Annotated in this window: 15 protein-coding genes; 6 read left to right on the plus strand and 9 right to left on the minus strand. The window is 71.7% G+C overall.

The genetic code is table 11. The features are described from left to right. Positions 1–277: 277 nt before the first annotated feature. Together nagB and ACZ5CW_RS35460 are read right to left on the minus strand one after the other, a co-directional pair. Positions 278–1,063, minus strand: coding sequence for a glucosamine-6-phosphate deaminase (gene nagB / locus ACZ5CW_RS35455; protein ID WP_468608863.1), 786 nt, complete (start codon positions 1,061–1,063; stop codon positions 278–280). Between the two features lie 146 nt (positions 1,064–1,209). After that, positions 1,210–1,962: an SDR family oxidoreductase gene (locus tag ACZ5CW_RS35460; RefSeq protein ID WP_468608865.1), complete on the minus strand. Its 753-nt coding sequence runs from the start codon at positions 1,960–1,962 to the stop codon at positions 1,210–1,212. Positions 1,963–2,057: 95 nt separating this feature from the next. On the opposite strand from ACZ5CW_RS35460, the gene ACZ5CW_RS35465 reads away from it, so the two are divergent. Both ACZ5CW_RS35465 and ACZ5CW_RS35470 read left to right on the plus strand, forming a co-directional pair. Further along, positions 2,058–2,711, plus strand: a complete 654-nt coding sequence (locus ACZ5CW_RS35465) for a TetR/AcrR family transcriptional regulator (RefSeq protein WP_468608867.1) — start codon at positions 2,058–2,060, stop codon at positions 2,709–2,711. A gap of 326 nt (positions 2,712–3,037) precedes the next feature. Further along, on the plus strand, positions 3,038–4,504 hold the full coding sequence (locus ACZ5CW_RS35470) for a sensor histidine kinase (RefSeq protein ID WP_468609047.1): 1,467 nt from the start codon (positions 3,038–3,040) through the stop codon (positions 4,502–4,504). A 209-nt stretch (positions 4,505–4,713) separates the two neighbouring features. On the opposite strand, the gene ACZ5CW_RS35475 is transcribed toward ACZ5CW_RS35470, so the two are convergent. Together ACZ5CW_RS35475 and ACZ5CW_RS35480 are read right to left on the minus strand one after the other, a co-directional pair. After that, positions 4,714–4,971, minus strand: coding sequence for a WhiB family transcriptional regulator (locus ACZ5CW_RS35475; RefSeq protein ID WP_003992873.1), 258 nt, complete (start codon positions 4,969–4,971; stop codon positions 4,714–4,716). A 321-nt stretch (positions 4,972–5,292) separates the two neighbouring features. Further along, positions 5,293–6,261, minus strand: coding sequence for a diacylglycerol/lipid kinase family protein (locus tag ACZ5CW_RS35480; protein WP_468608869.1), 969 nt, complete (start codon positions 6,259–6,261; stop codon positions 5,293–5,295). Between the two features lie 138 nt (positions 6,262–6,399). On the opposite strand from ACZ5CW_RS35480, the gene ACZ5CW_RS35485 reads away from it, so the two are divergent. After that, the gene (locus ACZ5CW_RS35485; RefSeq protein WP_468608871.1) at positions 6,400–6,849 is read left to right on the plus strand and encodes a hypothetical protein; all 450 of its coding nucleotides are present in this window, start codon (positions 6,400–6,402) and stop codon (positions 6,847–6,849) included. Between the two features lie 9 nt (positions 6,850–6,858). On the opposite strand, the gene ACZ5CW_RS35490 is transcribed toward ACZ5CW_RS35485, so the two are convergent. The 3 genes from ACZ5CW_RS35490 to ACZ5CW_RS35500 form a co-directional block, all read right to left on the minus strand. Continuing rightward, positions 6,859–7,971: an RNA polymerase sigma factor SigF gene (locus ACZ5CW_RS35490; protein ID WP_468608873.1), complete on the minus strand. Its 1,113-nt coding sequence runs from the start codon at positions 7,969–7,971 to the stop codon at positions 6,859–6,861. A 17-nt stretch (positions 7,972–7,988) separates the two neighbouring features. Then, complete coding sequence (locus ACZ5CW_RS35495; protein ID WP_009190566.1) at positions 7,989–8,405, minus strand: ATP-binding protein; 417 nt, start codon at positions 8,403–8,405, stop codon at positions 7,989–7,991. A gap of 330 nt (positions 8,406–8,735) precedes the next feature. Next, positions 8,736–8,996: a UBP-type zinc finger domain-containing protein gene (locus ACZ5CW_RS35500; RefSeq protein WP_468608875.1), complete on the minus strand. Its 261-nt coding sequence runs from the start codon at positions 8,994–8,996 to the stop codon at positions 8,736–8,738. Between the two features lie 59 nt (positions 8,997–9,055). Here ACZ5CW_RS35500 and ACZ5CW_RS35505 point away from each other — a divergent pair, with 59 nt between their 5' ends. Then, positions 9,056–10,651 carry a Na+/H+ antiporter gene (locus ACZ5CW_RS35505; RefSeq protein ID WP_468608877.1) on the plus strand — a complete coding sequence of 532 codons (1,596 nt, stop codon included), beginning with the start codon at positions 9,056–9,058 and terminating at the stop codon, positions 10,649–10,651. A 27-nt stretch (positions 10,652–10,678) separates the two neighbouring features. On the opposite strand, the gene ACZ5CW_RS35510 is transcribed toward ACZ5CW_RS35505, so the two are convergent. Then, entirely contained in the window at positions 10,679–11,560 is an 882-nt protein-coding gene (locus tag ACZ5CW_RS35510; RefSeq protein ID WP_468608879.1) for a 1-aminocyclopropane-1-carboxylate deaminase/D-cysteine desulfhydrase, read from the minus strand. Positions 11,561–11,670: 110 nt separating this feature from the next. Then, positions 11,671–12,264, minus strand: coding sequence for an N-acetylmuramoyl-L-alanine amidase (locus ACZ5CW_RS35515; RefSeq protein ID WP_468608881.1), 594 nt, complete (start codon positions 12,262–12,264; stop codon positions 11,671–11,673). A gap of 280 nt (positions 12,265–12,544) precedes the next feature. On the opposite strand from ACZ5CW_RS35515, the gene ACZ5CW_RS35520 reads away from it, so the two are divergent. Both ACZ5CW_RS35520 and ACZ5CW_RS35525 read left to right on the plus strand, forming a co-directional pair. Continuing rightward, a complete protein-coding gene (locus ACZ5CW_RS35520) occupies positions 12,545–13,951 on the plus strand; it encodes a family 2B encapsulin nanocompartment shell protein (RefSeq protein WP_468608883.1) in 1,407 nt (468 codons plus the stop codon). Between the two features lie 112 nt (positions 13,952–14,063). Next, a complete protein-coding gene (locus ACZ5CW_RS35525) occupies positions 14,064–15,212 on the plus strand; it encodes a family 2 encapsulin nanocompartment cargo protein polyprenyl transferase (RefSeq protein WP_468608886.1) in 1,149 nt (382 codons plus the stop codon). Positions 15,213–15,364: the final 152 nt, after the last annotated feature.

Consider the following 15,364-nt stretch of genomic DNA (forward strand, 5'->3'; position numbering starts at 1 on the left):
ACCGAGGTCTCCCGGTACGACGTCACGCCGGTTATCGACCGGATCACCACTCCGCTGCTGATCACGGACCCCGAGGGCGAGCACTTCTGGCCCGGGGGGGGGGGGGGGGGGGGGGGGGGGGGGGCGGGGGCGGGGGGGGGGGGGGGGGGGGTGGGGTGGGCGGGGGGGGGGGGGGGGGGGGGGGGGGGGGGGGGGGGGGGGGGGGGTCCCCCCCCCCCCCCCCCCCCCCCCCCCACCGCCCGCCCACCGCCGGTGCCGGGCGCCGGTGCCCCGGAGGCTAGATCCCCTGCCAGTCCGGCTTGTCGGCGTACGTGTGGCGGAAGTAGTCCGCCAGCTTGAGCTTGGACGCCGCCGCCTCGTCGGCGACCACCGTGGCATGCGGGTGGAGCTGGAGCGCGGAGGCCGGGCAGACCGCCGCGACCGGGCCCTCGACGGTCGCGGCGACCGCGTCCGCCTTGCCCTCGCCGGTGGCCAGCAGCACCAGGTGCCGGGCCTCCAGGATCGTGCCGATGCCCTGGGTGATGACGTGGTGGGGGACCTGCTCGATGTCGCCGTCGAAGAAACGGGCGTTGTCGATCCGCGTCTGCTCCGTCAGGGTCTTGATCCGGGTGCGCGAGGCGAGCGAGGAACACGGCTCGTTGAACCCGATGTGCCCGTCGGTCCCGATGCCGAGCAGCTGCAGGTCGACCCCGCCGGCCTCCGCGAGCGCGCGGTCGTACGCCTCGCACGCCGCCGGCACGTCCTCGGCCGTGCCGTCCGGTCCCATGAACGCGTCCATGCCTATGCCGAGCGGCTCGAGCACCTCCCGGCGCAGCACCGAGCGGTAGGACTCGGGGTGGTCGGCCGGCAGCCCCACGTATTCGTCGAGCTGTGCGATCCGCGCCCGCGCGGCGTCCACGGCACCGGCGCGCACCTTGGCGGTCAGCGCCTGGTAGACGGGCAGCGGGGTGGAGCCGGTGGCCACGCCGAGCAGGGCGTCGGGCTTGCGCCGGAGCAGCTGGGCCATGGCCTCCGCGATCAGCTCGCCGCCCGCCGCGGCATCCGGAACGATGACAACTTCCACGCTGGGCCTGCCGTTCTGAAGAGGGCCGGGATCTGGGGGAGGTCGGGGAGAAAACGCTATGTGGTTTAGACCAATCTAACAGAATCCGGCCCCGCCGGCGCACCCCTGAAGCCCCTTCCCGGCCCGCCCTTCCCGGCCTGCCCTTCCTAGGCGAGCGAGCCCCCCGTCGCGTCCAGCCAGTGCCCGGTCACCCATCGCCCGTCGGCCGAGACGAGGAAGGCCACCGCGTCGGCGACATCGGCCGGAGTGCCCACCCGGCCCAGCGCCGAGTACCCGGCCGCGCCCTGCCATGCCTCGTCGCTCGCGCGCAGCCAGTCGGCGTTGACGTCGGTGTCCACGATGCCGGGGGCGACGGAGTTCACCGTGATCCCGCGGGAGCCCAGCACCTTGGACAGGTCACGGGTGAGGACGTCCAGTGCCCCCTTCGTCATCGCGTAGGCCATGAGCTGGGGCATCAACGCGGTCCGGGCGAGCCCGGACGATATGTTGACCACCCGCCCGCCGTCCCGCAGCCGCCGCGCCCCGAGCTGGGTGATGAAGAACGGCGCCTTCGCGTTCACCGCGAACAACCGGTCGTACTCCTGCTCGTCCAGCTCCTCGAAGGCGCGGCTCGTGCCGATCCCCGCGTTGTTCACCAGGATGTCCAGCCCGTCCGCGTGCCGGTCGAACTCCTCCCACAGCCGCTGGGCGTCCCCGGGCACGCCCAGCTCCACCCCGAGGGCGAAGGCCGAGCCGCCGGCCGCCTCGATCGCCGCGACCGTCTCCTTGGCGGCCGCCTCGTTGGTCGCGTAGTGCACCGCGACCCGTGCCCCGTCGCGCCCCAGCCGCTCGGCGATGCCCCGCCCGATCCCCCTGCTGGCCCCCGTGACCAGCGCCGTCCTGCCGCTGAGCGTGCCCATGCCGGTACCCCTTCGCAATTGTCTAGCGGTCGATACAAAAAGACCGTACCCCACGCCGGGGCGCTTTTTCTAGGGCCCGCTATAAAATGCCCTCCATGGTGCGAACCGAGGACACGACATCGCAGGTCAGGTCGACGGCCGAGCCCGCGGCCAAGCCGTCCAGGACCCGTGGCCGCCCCCGCTCCTTCGACCGCGAGACGGCCCTGGAGAAGGCCGTCCGCGCCTTCTGGGAGCACGGCTACGAGGCGACCTCGGTCTCCGACCTCACCCGGATCATGGGCATCGGCGCCCCGAGCCTGTACGCGGCCTTCGGCGACAAGCGCTCCCTCTTCGACGAGGTCGTCCGCGTCTACGGCGGCAGCCACGGCGCCTTCGCCGCGCGCGCCCTCGAGCAGGAGCCGACCGCCCGCGCCGCCGTCGGCCGGCTGCTGCGCGAGGCCGCCGCCGAGTTCACCGACCCCGACCATCCCTACGGGTGCCTGGTGATCCACGCGGCCACCAACTGCACGACCCCCGAGGTGGAGGCCGCGCTCCGCGAGCAGCGCAACACCAACATCGCCGCCATCGAGAGCCGCATCGCCGCGGACATCGCCACCGGTGAGCTGCCCCCCGGCACCGACGCCGCGGCGCTCGCCCGGCACGCGGGCGCCGTCTTCCAGGGAATGTCCCAGCAGGCGCGGGACGGCGCGAGCCGGGAGGAACTGGAAGCAGTCGCGGAAATTGCCATGGCCATCTGGCCCCACGACTGACCGGGGCGGGCTAGGCTGCGTGGCATCGCGTGCCATTCCTCGGTGCGTGCTGTCGCACCATGGACACGCCTTCGTGGTCTAGTCCACAATCCAAGTGAACAAGCCTCCGTCTTCCCCGCACAGGAAGGCGGATCGAGGAACCGGTGCTGATCTGCCCTGACTGCCCCGGCTCCTCGACCTTCGGCCGACCGGGACCGCACACCCCGCGGCCGATGATGCTCCGGGCTGCGGTGCCGGGAGGGTTGAGGGTCCCTTCCAGGCGCCGCGGCCCGCGGGTGTTTTCCGGCCACCCGCAAGGCCCCGGTACGCTCGCACACGTGCCCTCCATGAACGAACTCGTACGCCAGCACACGGCCCTCGACGACTCCGACCTCGAGTGGCTCCACCTGCTGGTCTCGGAGTGGCAGCTGCTCTCCGACCTCTCCTTCGCCGACCTGGTCCTGTGGGTCCCCACCCGCGACGGCACCCGGTACGTCTCGGTCGCCCAGATGCGCCCCAACACCGGCCCGACCTCCTACCAGGACGACATGGTCGGCCACCTCGTCCCGCGCGGCCGCCGGCCCATGCTGGACGCGGCGCTGGACGAGGGCCGGATCGTGCGCGAGGGCGACCCGGAGTGGCGCGAAGAGGTCCCCGTGCGGGTCGAGTCCATCCCCGTACGGCGTGAGGGCCGCGTCCTCGGTGTGATCGCCCGCAACACCAACCTGCTCACCGTCCGCACCCCGAGCCGACTGGAGCTGACGTACCTCCAGAGCGCCTCGGACCTGGCGCAGATGATCGCGGCCGGTTCCTTCCCGTTCCCCGACCAGCAGGTCGACATGGACGCCTCACCTCGCGTCGGCGACGGCCTGATCCGGCTGGACGCGGACGGCATGGTCCAGTACGCCTCACCGAACGCCCTGTCCGCCTTCCACCGCCTCGGCCTCGCCGCCGACCTGGTCGGCCAGCACCTGGGGCAGACCACCGCCGAACTCGCACCGACCCGGGGCCCGGTGGACGAGGCGCTCGCCAAGGTGGCCAGCGGCTGGGCGCCGCGCGAGTTCGAGATCGAGGCCAACGACGGGGTGATCCAGTTCCGGGCCATCCCGCTCAAGCCCAAGGGCACCCGCATCGGTTCCCTGGTGCTGTGCCGGGACGTCACCGAACTCCGGCGCCGTGAACGCGAGTTGATAACCAAGGACGCGACCATCCGGGAGATCCACCACCGGGTGAAGAACAACCTCCAGACGGTCGCCGCCCTGCTCCGCCTCCAGGCCCGGCGCATCGACTCCGAGCGCGGCCGGGAGGCCCTGGAGGAGGCCGTACGGCGCGTCGGCTCCATCGCCATCGTGCATGAGACGCTGTCTCAGAACCTGGATGAGCGGGTGGAGTTCGACGACATCGCCGACCGGGTGCTGGCGATGGTCGCCGAGATCTCGCCGGGCAAGGTGACCGGCAGGCGCAGCGGACGGTTCGGGATACTCGACGCCGAGGTCGCCACCCCGCTCTCGATGGTTCTCACCGAGGTCCTGCAGAACGCCCTGGAACACGGCTTCCGTCAGGGCGACACCGGCACGGTCGAGGTCTCCGCCGTCCGCGGCGGCACGACGAAGGAGGCTCGCCTCCTGGTCACCGTCCAGGACGACGGCGTCGGCCTGCCCGAGGGCTTCGACCCGCACCGCTCGGGCAACCTCGGCCTGCAGATCGTACGGACGCTGGTGGAGGGCGAGTTGGGTGGCACCTTCGACATGGTCCCGGCTCCGGAACGGGGCACGCGGGTCATCCTGGACATTCCGGTGCGGGCGCAGAAGTAGTCGGGGGAGATGCGGGGGCGCGCCCCGCACACCCCGGAGCCCGGACCGTATGGAGCCCGGACAGCATTGAGCCCCGGACCACGTGGTGATCCGGGGCTTAAGCTCGAAGCTATGCGCATCGGGGGTACTGCGCGCTGCGGCTCGGGGGCGGGAGATGCGTACTCGCTGTACGCGCCGCCAAGCTCAGGCTGTCAGCAGGGGTGGGAGTGTCAGGCGGAGGCCTGACGAGCCCGGTTGCGGGCGGCACGGCGCTTCATCGCGCGACGCTCGTCCTCGCTGAGACCACCCCAGACGCCGGAGTCCTGACCGGACTCGAGCGCCCACTGCAGACACTGCTCGATCACCGGGCAGCGACGGCAGACGGCCTTGGCTTCCTCGATCTGCAGCAGCGCAGGACCGGTGTTGCCGATGGGGAAGAAGAGCTCGGGGTCTTCCTCGCGGCAAACGGCGTTGTGACGCCAGTCCATGGCTGCTACCTCTCCTTGGTATTACGTGCAAGTTGCTTGTGAATGTGAACGCTTTCACGAATCCCTCAACAAGTGAAGGGCCGACCGCCGAGTCTTCCCCGGCGTGGTCCTGTGGTTTGAAGAGGGGTTCCGGTGATCAGTGGAGGCTGGTGTTGCGGGCCGTCCCGATCGCCACGTAGAGACTCGCAAACCTCAGCGGCGGATACAACCCCTTCCGGAAAGTTTTTTTTGATTCCTCGGTGTCGACTAGGTCACAGCCGTACTTCCATGGGGTGGATCCTGGCCTAAACGTTCGAGTGAAAGGACTTTCGCCCGTTCCGCTCACACAATCACACGCAGTGCACGGCGTACGCCTGTGAACGTCACGCTCGTACGCAGCCCCAGGTGGTCACCGTCCATCTGCAGGGGCAGAGGCACCTTCGAATGCAAGGTGAACCGGTCCAGATCGTGCAGCGAGACGGCGTGCTTGCCATGAGGTCCCCGCTCGGGGGACGAAGTGAGCAACTGGGTGCCATACCGGGCAACCGCGGCCGTCGACAGACGGCTGAGACCGAGTACGTCGATGCCGGTATCGAACGAGGCCTTAGGCGACGTGTACATGGGGCGATTGCCGAGATACGTCCACGGGGACGTGTTCGAGACTATGGCGACGACCAGATCCTCGACCGGGTCCTCGCCGGACCGCTCGAGGGTGATCGTGCCGTGCCGGCGGTTCGGCTCGCCGAGGAACTGCCGGATCACCTGACGTACATACAAGGCGTGCGTCGACTTCTTGCCGCGCTCGCGCTGCTGCTCCACCCGGCCGACCACCCCCCCGTCGAAGCCGAGGCCGGCATTGAAGGTGAACCAGCGGTCCGGGACCGCCTCGTCCTCGGTGCCGGGGGTGCCGGAGGTCAGCCCGAGGCCGACGACCCGCTCCCGGCCCTCGCGCAGGGCGTCCAGCAGGGCGCCGGTGGCCTCGACGGGGTCGTTGGGCAGACCCAGGGCCCGGGCGAAGACGTTCGTGGAGCCGCCGGGGACGACGGCCAGGCCGGGCAGCCGCTCCGGGGCGGGGCCGTCGTGCAGGAGGCCGTTGACCACCTCGTTGACGGTGCCGTCGCCGCCGAGGGCCACCACCATGTCGATGTCGTCGCTCTCCGCCGCCTGCCGGCCGAGGTCGCGCGCGTGGCCGCGGTACTCGGTGGTGACCGCCTCCAGCTTCATCTCGCTCGCCAGCGCGTGGATCAGGACATCACGCCTGCGTGCGCTTGTGGTGGTTGCCGCCGGATTGACCACGAGAAGTGCACGCATGCATGGCAGCGTACCTACTGGGTGGTACCCGGCCCAGACCGAGGGTAGGGATCGGGTAAGAGAGACGCGCGTGAGCCTGGACACTCGCGGGGCGCGGGGCACGGGAGGGCGCCGCGGAGGGCGGGCTACCCTGCTGGGGTGAGCAGTGAGCAGAAGCACGCCCCGGACACCGCCGAAGCCGTCACCGACGAGCCGCGCCCGCGGCGGCTGACGTACGCGGCCGTGCTGGCCGCCCTCGAGGGGATCGCCCTGGTGGCCGGCGGCCTGTGGGTGCTCGTCCTCGGGCTCACCGGCGACCCGGACGACCGGCAGCAGGCCGTGACCCTGGGAGTCACGCTGGTCGTGCTCGCACTGCTGCCGCTGCTCGCCGCGCGCGGGCTGCTGCTCCGCCGCGGCTGGAGCCGTGGTCCCGCGGTGATCACACAGGTCATGGCCCTTCCGGTGGCCTACAACATGCTTCAGGCCGACAGCATGGCCATCCCGGCCGGAATCGCCCTGGCGGCGGTCGCCGTGGCGGCGCTGGTGCTCCTGGTCAACGGCGAGACGACCCGGGCCCTCGGCATCAAGGGACCGGGCCGCGCCGAGTAGGCAGGCGTTCTACTCCTCCACCAGCAGCTTCTCCCGCAGCTGGGCCAGCGTGCGGGCCAGCAGCCGGGAGACGTGCATCTGGGAGATGCCGACCTCCTGCGCGATCTGCGACTGGGTCATGTTCCCGAAGAAGCGCAGCAGCAGGATCCGCTTCTCGCGCGGCGGCAGGTCCTCCAGCAGCGGCTTGAGGGACTCGCGGTACTCCACACCCTCCAGCGCCTCGTCCTCCGCGCCGAGGGTGTCGGCGACCGCCGGGGACTCGTCGTCGGTGTCGGGGACGTCCAGGGACAGGGTGGAGTACGCGTTCGCGGACTCCAGGCCCTCCAGGACCTCCTCCTCGGAGATGGCCAGCTTCTCGGCCAGCTCGTGGACCGTGGGGGAGCGGCCGTGCAGCTGGGACAGCTCGGCCGTCGCCGTGGTCAGCGCCAGCCGCAGCTCCTGCAGCCGGCGCGGCACGCGGACCGCCCAGCCCTTGTCCCGGAAGTGCCGCTTGATCTCGCCGACGACGGTCGGGGTGGCGTACGTGGAGAACTCCACGCCGCGCTCCGGGTCGAACCGGTCGACGGACTTGATCAGGCCGATCGTGGCGACCTGGGTGAGGTCGTCCAGCGGCTCGCCGCGGTTGCGGAACCGGCGCGCCAGGTGCTCCACGAGCGGCAGGTGCATACGGACCAGCTGATTGCGCAGCTCCGCGTACTCCGCGCTGCCCGCGTTCAGCTTGCGCAGCTCGACGAACCGCGCCCGCGCCCCGCTGCGGTCGTGCGGGTCGTGCGCCGTGACCTGCGCGGCCTCCGTGCCCGGCGCGTCGTCCTCGGCGTACCGTTCGTGCTCGCTCATCGTCCCGCCCGTAGCCCTTCCCCGAGCCCCCGCCTTCGCGCGGCCGGCGGGTGTGACCCCGCCGTGTCCCTGCGAAGGGGCACCCTGCACGGCACCGTCGCCGCCGCCTTGCGCGGAGTCGTCCTCCGGGTGCGGTCTGGCCTGCTCGGGGATGCCGTCGATGCCGTCCGCCATGCGCCGGGAACCGTCCACGGGGCCCTCCCCGGACGTCTCGGCTCCGGCCGTCCAGGGGGCTCCCCCGTCCCCGGTCGGCAGCTCGCGTGTGCCGCGCTCTTCGTCCCGCACCGGACCGTCCCCGTTCCTCACGCCGGCCCGGGGCCCGCGCCGCGCTGTTTGTAGAGGCTGATCGACACGGTCTTGTCCTCGTCGACGGCGGACGAGACCTTGCCCGCCAGGGCCGAAAGCACGGTCCAGGCGAAGGTGTCCCGCGAGGGGGCGTGGCCGTCCGTGGTCGGCGCCGAGACCGTGACTTCCAGCGAGTCGTCGACGAGCCGGAAGACGCAGCTGAGCACGGAGCCGGGCACGGCCTGCTGGAGCAGGATCGCGCAGGCCTCGTCCACGGCGATGCGCAGGTCCTCGATCTCGTCCAGGGTGAAGTCCAAGCGGGCCGCCAGACCGGCCGTGGCCGTCCGCAGCACCGACAGGTAGGCACCCGCAGCCGGAAGCCGGACTTCCACGAAGTCCTGGTTCGCCGCGGGCTCGCCTGCGATCTGGGACACCCTCACCTCCATGGTGGTACAAGCTCTACGGGGCCGAGGGTCGCCCCTCGGGCTAACGCGTACGTGGTTCCGCGGTGACGCTATCGCGCTCCGAACGTTCCTGTCCCTGGGACCCCGACCCCTTGGCGTCACTCACAGTAAAGCTGTGGATACGCTCCGTGTCTAGAGGGTCTGCGGGCCCAAATGGGAAGAGCGCGCGCCGGGTTGACGTACCCAGACGTCAGACGCTCGAACCGTCGTGCGGCCGCGGTCGCAAGCAGTGTCACACGAAAACCCGGCCGGGCGGGAACGCGGGGCGCCGACGTGCTCGAACGCGGGACGCGAGGGCGCTCAGACGAGGACGTGGTCGACGAAGCACCACCGCCAGTCCTCGCCCGGCTCGAAGGTCCGCATCACCGGATGACCGGACGTCTCATGGTGCTCCGTCGCGTGCCGCCCCGGCGAGGAGTCGCAGCAGCCGACGTGGCCACAGGTCAGACAGAGCCGCAGCTGCACCGGATGCGTGCCGTCGCGCAGACACTCCGGGCACGTCTCGTTCAACGCCTCCGGTTCCGGGTGCGGCAGCGCGTCGGCGTGCGTGCACTGTTTCATGATTGCCAGATTACGACGGGTGTGCGGGTGACCGCGCGGAAAGAGGGTGGGGCGAGACCATGGACGTGATGCCGCTGCTGTTGCTGGTGGCGGGAAGTGCGGCGGTGGCGGGAGCCGCGCGGCGCACGCCGGTGCCCGCGCCCCTGTTGCTGGTGGCCGTCGGCCTGGCGGTCTCGTACCTTCCCGGAGTCCCCCACTACGAGCTGGACCCCGAGATCGTGCTGCCCCTGGTGCTGCCCCCGCTGCTGTACAAGGAGGGCACCGAGAGTTCGTACCTCGACCTGCGGGCGCAGAAGCGGCCCGTGGGGCTGCTGTCGATCGGGTACGTGCTCTTCGCGACCTTCGTCGTCGGCTGGGTCGCCTATCTCGTCGTCCCGGGGCTGCCGCTGCCCGCGGCTCTGGTGCTCGGCGCGGTGGTGGCGCCGACGGACGCGGTCGCCGCCGCCGCGATCGCGCGCCGGGTGGGGCTGCCGTCCCGGATCACCACCATCCTCCAGGGCGAGTCCCTGCTCAACGACGCCACCGCGATCACCGCCTACAAGGTGGCCCTCGCCGCCGCCGTCGGGGAGGGCGCCACCTGGGCCGGCGGGATCGGCGAGTTCCTGCGGGCCGCGATCGGCGGTGTCGTCGTCGGACTGGTGCTCATGGTGCCGATCCACTGGCTGCGCACGCATCTCAAGGAGGCGCTGCTGCAGAACACCCTCTCCTTGCTGATCCCGTTCTTCGCCTATGCCGTGGCCGAGCAGTTCCACGGCTCCGGCGTCCTCGCGGTCGTGGTGGTCGCGGTCTACCTCGGGCACCGCGCGTGGGAGGTCGACTTCGCCACCCGGCTCCAGGAGGAGGCGGTGTGGCGCATGGTGGCCTTCCTGCTGGAGTCGGCGGTCTTCGCGCTGATCGGCCTGCAACTGCCGGTGGTGCTGCGGGGCATCCGGGAGTACCAGGGCATCGACGCCCTCTGGTACGCGTTCGCGGTCTTCGCCGTGGTCGTCGTGTCCCGGTTCGTCTGGGTGTATCCGGCGACCTTCCTCCCGCGCCTGCTGTCCCGCCGCGTCCGGGAGCGCGAGGACAATCCCACCTGGCGGGCACCGATCGTGACCTCGTGGGCCGCGATGCGGGGTGTGGTGTCGCTGGCCATCGCCTTCTCCATCCCGCTCACGCTGGACGACGGCAGCCCCTTCCCGCAGCGGAACCTGATCCTCTTCCTGACCTTCGCCACCGTCATCGGCACGCTGGTCGTGCAGGGCCTGACGCTCACGCCGCTGATCCGCCTGCTGAAGTTCCCCGGCCGTGACCGGCAGGCCGAGACGCTCGCCGAGGCCAACGCGCAGGCACAGGCCTCCCGGGCCGCCGAAACCCGCCTGGACGACCTCCTCGCCGACGAGCGCAACGCCCTGCCCCCACCGCTCGCCGACCGGCTGCGCCAGGTCCTGGAGCGCCGCCGCAACTCCGTCTGGGAGCGCCTCGGCCAGACCAACCCGGTCACCGGCGAGTCCGTGGACGACACCTACCGCCGGCTGTCCCGCGAGATGATCAGCGCCGAACGCGAGGTCTTCGTCAAGCTCCGCGACCTGCGCTACATCGACGACGAGATGCTGCGGGCGCTGCTGCGCCGGCTGGACCTGGAGGAGGCGGCGGCGTTCCGGGAGGCGGCGTGAGGCGGCCAGGAAGAGCCGAAGTGTCGCTCAAGCGGTCATCACGGCCGCCACCGTCGTCCCGTCGGCGAAGGCCCCTTCCCCCACAAGGCTGACGAGCGCATAGAGCAACTTGGCGACATACAGCCGTTCCACCACCAGCCCGTGCCGTTCCCCGAAGTCCGCGGCGAAAGCCTCGAGTTCGGGGGACGTGCGCGCGTACCCGCCGAAGTGGAACCGCTCATCGAGCGACCACTCACCCCGCCGGCCGCCGAAGGCGTCCTCCTGCAGCCCCCGTATCCCGGCCTCCAGGAAACCCCCCTTGAGTACGGGCACCCCCAGCGCCCGCTGCCCGGCCCCCAGGCCCGCCGCCAGCCCGGCCAGCGTGCCTCCCGTGCCGCAGGCGACCGCCACCACGTCGGCCCGGTCCCGCAGCTCCTCGCCGAGGGCACGGCAGCCTCGTACGGCCGCCGTGTTGCTGCCGCCCTCCGGCACGACGTACGCGTCCCCGGCGTCGGCCGCCCGCAGGATGCCGGCCAGCGTCCGAGGCTCGGTCTTGCGCCGGTACGTCGCCCGGTCCACGAAGTGCAACCGCATGCCGTCGGCCACGCACCGGGTCAGGGAGGCGTTGAGGGGGCGGTCGGCCAGTTCCTCGCCGCGGACCACGCCGACCGTGGGGAAGCCGAGGAGGCGGCCGGCGGCGGCGGAGGCCCGCAGGTGGTTGGAGTACGCCCCGCCGAAGGTGAGCAGCGCCCGGCCCCCGGCCGCCTCGAGGTTCGGCACCAGCTTGCGCCACTTGTTGCCGATCAGTTCCGGGTGGATCAGGTCGTCCCGTTTGAGGAGCAGGCGCAGACCGCGCCGCTCGAAGCGGTCGTCACGCACCTCCTGGAGGGGCGAGGGGATGCGGGGGTGAAGCGGGGCGGTGCTGGTCACCCCGCCATTGTCGCCCGGAGGCGCCCCCGGGTGAGCGGGGGACGGCGCGGCCGGCCGCGCCGTGAACGCCGCAGGCCCGCGCCCGGCGGCGGCCCGCATCCCCCGTGGCACTACCCCTTCAGGCGCTCGGCGATCCGCTCCCGCATCGACGCCATCGTGAACCCCCGCGGGTCCACCTTCCCCGGCTGCCACTCCCGGTGACCGATGACCGACCGTTCCGTCCAGCCGTGCCGCCGGCACACCGCGGCCGCCGCCCGCTCGATCGCCTCCAGCTGTGCCTCGGGCCAGGGGTCCTCGCCGTCGCCCAGGTTCTCGCACTCGAAGCCGTAGAAGTGCCGGTTGCCGTCGGTGTTCGCCTCGTTGTCCGGCGGCAGCCTCTTCTCGGCGATGACCGCGCGCAGGACCTCGTCGTCGCCGAGGCCGGCGTGGTTGGCGCGGCCGTAGCCGACCAGGTGGACCGTGCCGTCCTTGGTGATCACGCCGTGGCAGAGCGGCCCGGGCAGTGACGGGTGGCCGTCCCGGCAGATCTCCACCGTGCGCGCGCTGCCGCGGGTCACCGTGTGGTGGATCATCACGCCGTGGACGGGGCCCCAGGGGCCCTTGTGGTTGCGGTTGTGGTGCCGCCAGTCGCCGACCTCGACGATCGTGACGCCCTCCGTCTGGAGCGCGTCGAGGAATTCGCTCGCGGACATGGGTGGGGCCATGGCCGACTCCTTCGTGCCGTGCCCGACGGCCGCCGGTCGCGGCCCTCTCGTACCGCTGCTTGTACCGAAACCGGATCTGCCGGACCACCTCGTTCGCACACTGTGCGAGCCGATCCGGACAGGTCGGGCATCGAGGGCAAGGTCCCTCTTTCTGCCCAGTAGTGCGATGATCCATTCCCGCTCTTTCGGGTAATGGTGCGTGCACGTTCCGTGATGAAAGCCTGTGCTGTGAGACCGGTGTGCGATTCGGCACCGGGCATACATGAGAGGGCATTTCCTTATGTCGGTAGGCGAAGAGGTCCGCACGGATCAGGGCAAGCCGCAGCAGTCCCTCGGGACGGCGGCCGCGCGGAACCTGGCCACCACCACCAAGTCCGTCCCGCAGATGCAGGAGATCAGCTCCCGCTGGCTGCTGCGCACGCTCCCCTGGGTGGACGTCCAGGGCGGCACGTACCGGGTGAACCGGCGCCTGACCTACGCCGTCGGCGACGGCCGCATCACCTTCGTGAAGACCGGGGACCAGGTGGAGGTCATCCCGGCCGAACTCTGCGAGCTGCCGGCCCTGCGGTCGTACGAGGACGAGGAGGTGCTGGCGGAGCTGGCCCGGCGCTGCCGCCAGCGCGACTTCGCGCCCGGCGAAGTGATCGCGGACTTCGGCAACCAGACCAACGAGGTGTACCTGCTCGCCCACGGAAGGGTGGAGAAGGTCGGCACGGGTCCGTACGGCGACGACGCCGTCCTCGGAGTCCTCGCCGACGGCGCCTACTTCGGCGACCAGTCGCTGCTCGACCCGGACGCCATCTGGGAGTACACCGTCCGGGCGGACACCGCCACCACGGTGCTGATCCTCAGCCGCCAGGACTTCGAGCAGGTGGCGGAGCGCTCCGACTCGCTGCGGGAGCACCTCGAGCAGGTGCGCGCGATCCCCGCGCAGCGGACCAACAAGTACGGCGAGAAGGAGGTCGAGCTGGCGGCCGGCCACTCCGGCGAGCCCGACATCCCGCACACCTTCGTGGACTACGAGTCCCGGCCCCGCGAGTACGAGCTGAGCATCGCCCAGACCGTGCTGCGCATCCACTCGCGCGTGGCCGACCTCTACAACCAGCCGATGAACCAGACCGAGCAGCAGCTGCGGCTCACGGTCGAGGCGCTCAAGGAGCGCCAGGAGCACGAGCTGGTCAACAACCGGGAGTTCGGTCTCCTCAACAACTGCGAGTACGACCAGCGGATCCAGCCCCACGACGGCGCGCCCGGCCCGGACGACCTGGACGAGCTGCTCAGCCGCCGCCGGGGCACCAAGCTGCTCCTGGCCCACCCGCGCGCCATCGCCGCGATCGGGCGCGAGCTGAACAAGCGGGGTCTGGTCCCGGAGACGGTCGACATCTCCGGCAACCGCATCCCCACCTGGCGCGGTGTGCCGATCTACCCGTGCAACAAGATCCCGATCAGTGAGGCCCGTACGACCTCCATCATCGCCATGCGTACCGGCGAGTCGGAGCAGGGTGTCGTCGGCCTCAGGCAGTCCGGCATCCCGGACGAGATCGAGCCGAGCCTGTCCGTCCGGTTCATGGGCATCAACGAGCAGGCCATCATCAAGTACCTGGTGACGGCGTACTACTCGGCCGCCGTCCTGGTGCCCGACGCGCTCGGTGTGCTGGAGAACGTCGAGATCGGCCGGTGGAGGTGACGTTTCCGCACGTCGCGGCAGTGTCCCCGCCCGCCGCGGTGGGTACACCCTCGGGGTACGCGTCCGGCCGGGCCGGTGGCGCCGGCCCCCGCGGACCTGGCGAGGGGGAGGCATGGCCGAGTCCATGACGGAGACAGAACAGCGCGCCCCCGGCGTACCGCGCCCCGGCACGACGGGAGCGCGGCGGGGGACGGCCGGCGACGGGGCCGCCGGTCCGCTCGCCGGGCACGAGGCGGTGGTGCTGCTGGAGCGCACCCGTGCCCTGGTCGACCCGGAGCTGCGTGCGGCCGTCGAGTCGCTGCCCGGCTCGATGCGCCGGATCGGGCTCTACCACTTCGGCTGGCAGCACGCGGACGGCACCCCGGCGGCGGGCAACGCCGGCAAGGCGATACGGCCCGCGCTCGTCCTCGCCGCGGCCGCCGCGCTCGGCGGCTCCGCGGCCCGGGCGGCGGCCGTCCGGGCCGCAGCGGCGGTCGAACTCGTCCACAACTTCACGCTGTTGCACGACGACGTGATGGACCGGGACACCTCCCGGCGGCACCGGCCCACGGCCTGGACCGTGTTCGGCGACGCCGACGCGATCCTCGCCGGGGACGCCATGCAGGCGCTCGCCCTCCGGCTGCTCGCCGAGGACCCGCACCCGGCCTCCGTCCCGGCCGCGTCCCGGCTCGCGGCGTGTGTCGTGGAGCTGTGCGCCGGCCAGCACACCGACACCCATCTGGAGCGCCGCGACCCGGACGAGGTCACCCTCGACGAAGTACTCGTCATGGCCGAGGCCAAGACCGGCGCGCTGCTGGGCTGCGCCTGCGCCCTCGGCGCGCTGTACGCGGGCGCCGGTCAGGAGGTGGCGGACGCGCTGGACGGCTTCGGCCGGCAGGCGGGGCTCGCCTTCCAGCTGATCGATGACGTCATCGGCATATGGGGGGACTCCCGGCACACCGGCAAGCCGGTCGGCGCGGATCTCGCCGCCCGCAAGAAGTCCCTGCCGGTGGTGGCGGCGCTCACCTCCGGCACCCCGGCGGCCGCCGAACTCGCCGCGCTGTACCGGAAGCCGTACGTCAGGGAGGAGTCGGAGGCGGCCGGGGAGATCGCCCGCACGGCACAGTGCGTGGAGCGGGCCGGTGGCCGGGACTGGGTGCAGGCCGAGGCCGCCGACCGGATGGCCCGCGCCGTGCAGGAGCTGGCCCGCGCGGTCCCCGAGCCCGAGGCGGCGGGCAGCCTGCTCGCGCTCGCGGAGTTCGTGACCCGGCGCAGTGGTTGAGCGCTGCCGGTACCGGCAGCCCGGAAGAACCCCGGAGTCCCCGGGCCCGTGCGGCTCCTGACCCCGCACGGCCACCGGGGACTCCGGCCAGGAGGGCCCCGCGCATCCCCACGGTGCGCGGGGCCCTTTGCCGTGTGCCTCGAAAACCCCTT

It is taken from the genome of Streptomyces sp. NPDC031379 (genome assembly GCF_055569615.1).

Excerpts from the sequence above, each read along its gene's own strand:
- ACZ5CW_RS35460 (WP_468608865.1), bottom strand. The coding sequence starts at position 1,962 with ATGGGCACGCTCAGCGGCAGGACGGCGCTGGTCACGGGGGCCAGCAGG.
- ACZ5CW_RS35465 (WP_468608867.1), top strand. The coding sequence starts at position 2,058 with ATGGTGCGAACCGAGGACACGACATCGCAGGTCAGGTCGACGGCCGAG.
- ACZ5CW_RS35470 (WP_468609047.1), top strand. The coding sequence starts at position 3,038 with ATGAACGAACTCGTACGCCAGCACACGGCCCTCGACGACTCCGACCTC.
- ACZ5CW_RS35475 (WP_003992873.1), bottom strand. The coding sequence starts at position 4,971 with ATGGACTGGCGTCACAACGCCGTTTGCCGCGAGGAAGACCCCGAGCTC.
- ACZ5CW_RS35480 (WP_468608869.1), bottom strand. The coding sequence starts at position 6,261 with ATGCGTGCACTTCTCGTGGTCAATCCGGCGGCAACCACCACAAGCGCA.
- ACZ5CW_RS35500 (WP_468608875.1), bottom strand. The coding sequence starts at position 8,996 with ATGAAACAGTGCACGCACGCCGACGCGCTGCCGCACCCGGAACCGGAG.
- ACZ5CW_RS35505 (WP_468608877.1), top strand. The coding sequence starts at position 9,056 with ATGGACGTGATGCCGCTGCTGTTGCTGGTGGCGGGAAGTGCGGCGGTG.
- ACZ5CW_RS35515 (WP_468608881.1), bottom strand. The coding sequence starts at position 12,264 with ATGGCCCCACCCATGTCCGCGAGCGAATTCCTCGACGCGCTCCAGACG.
- ACZ5CW_RS35520 (WP_468608883.1), top strand. The coding sequence starts at position 12,545 with ATGTCGGTAGGCGAAGAGGTCCGCACGGATCAGGGCAAGCCGCAGCAG.
- ACZ5CW_RS35525 (WP_468608886.1), top strand. The coding sequence starts at position 14,064 with ATGGCCGAGTCCATGACGGAGACAGAACAGCGCGCCCCCGGCGTACCG.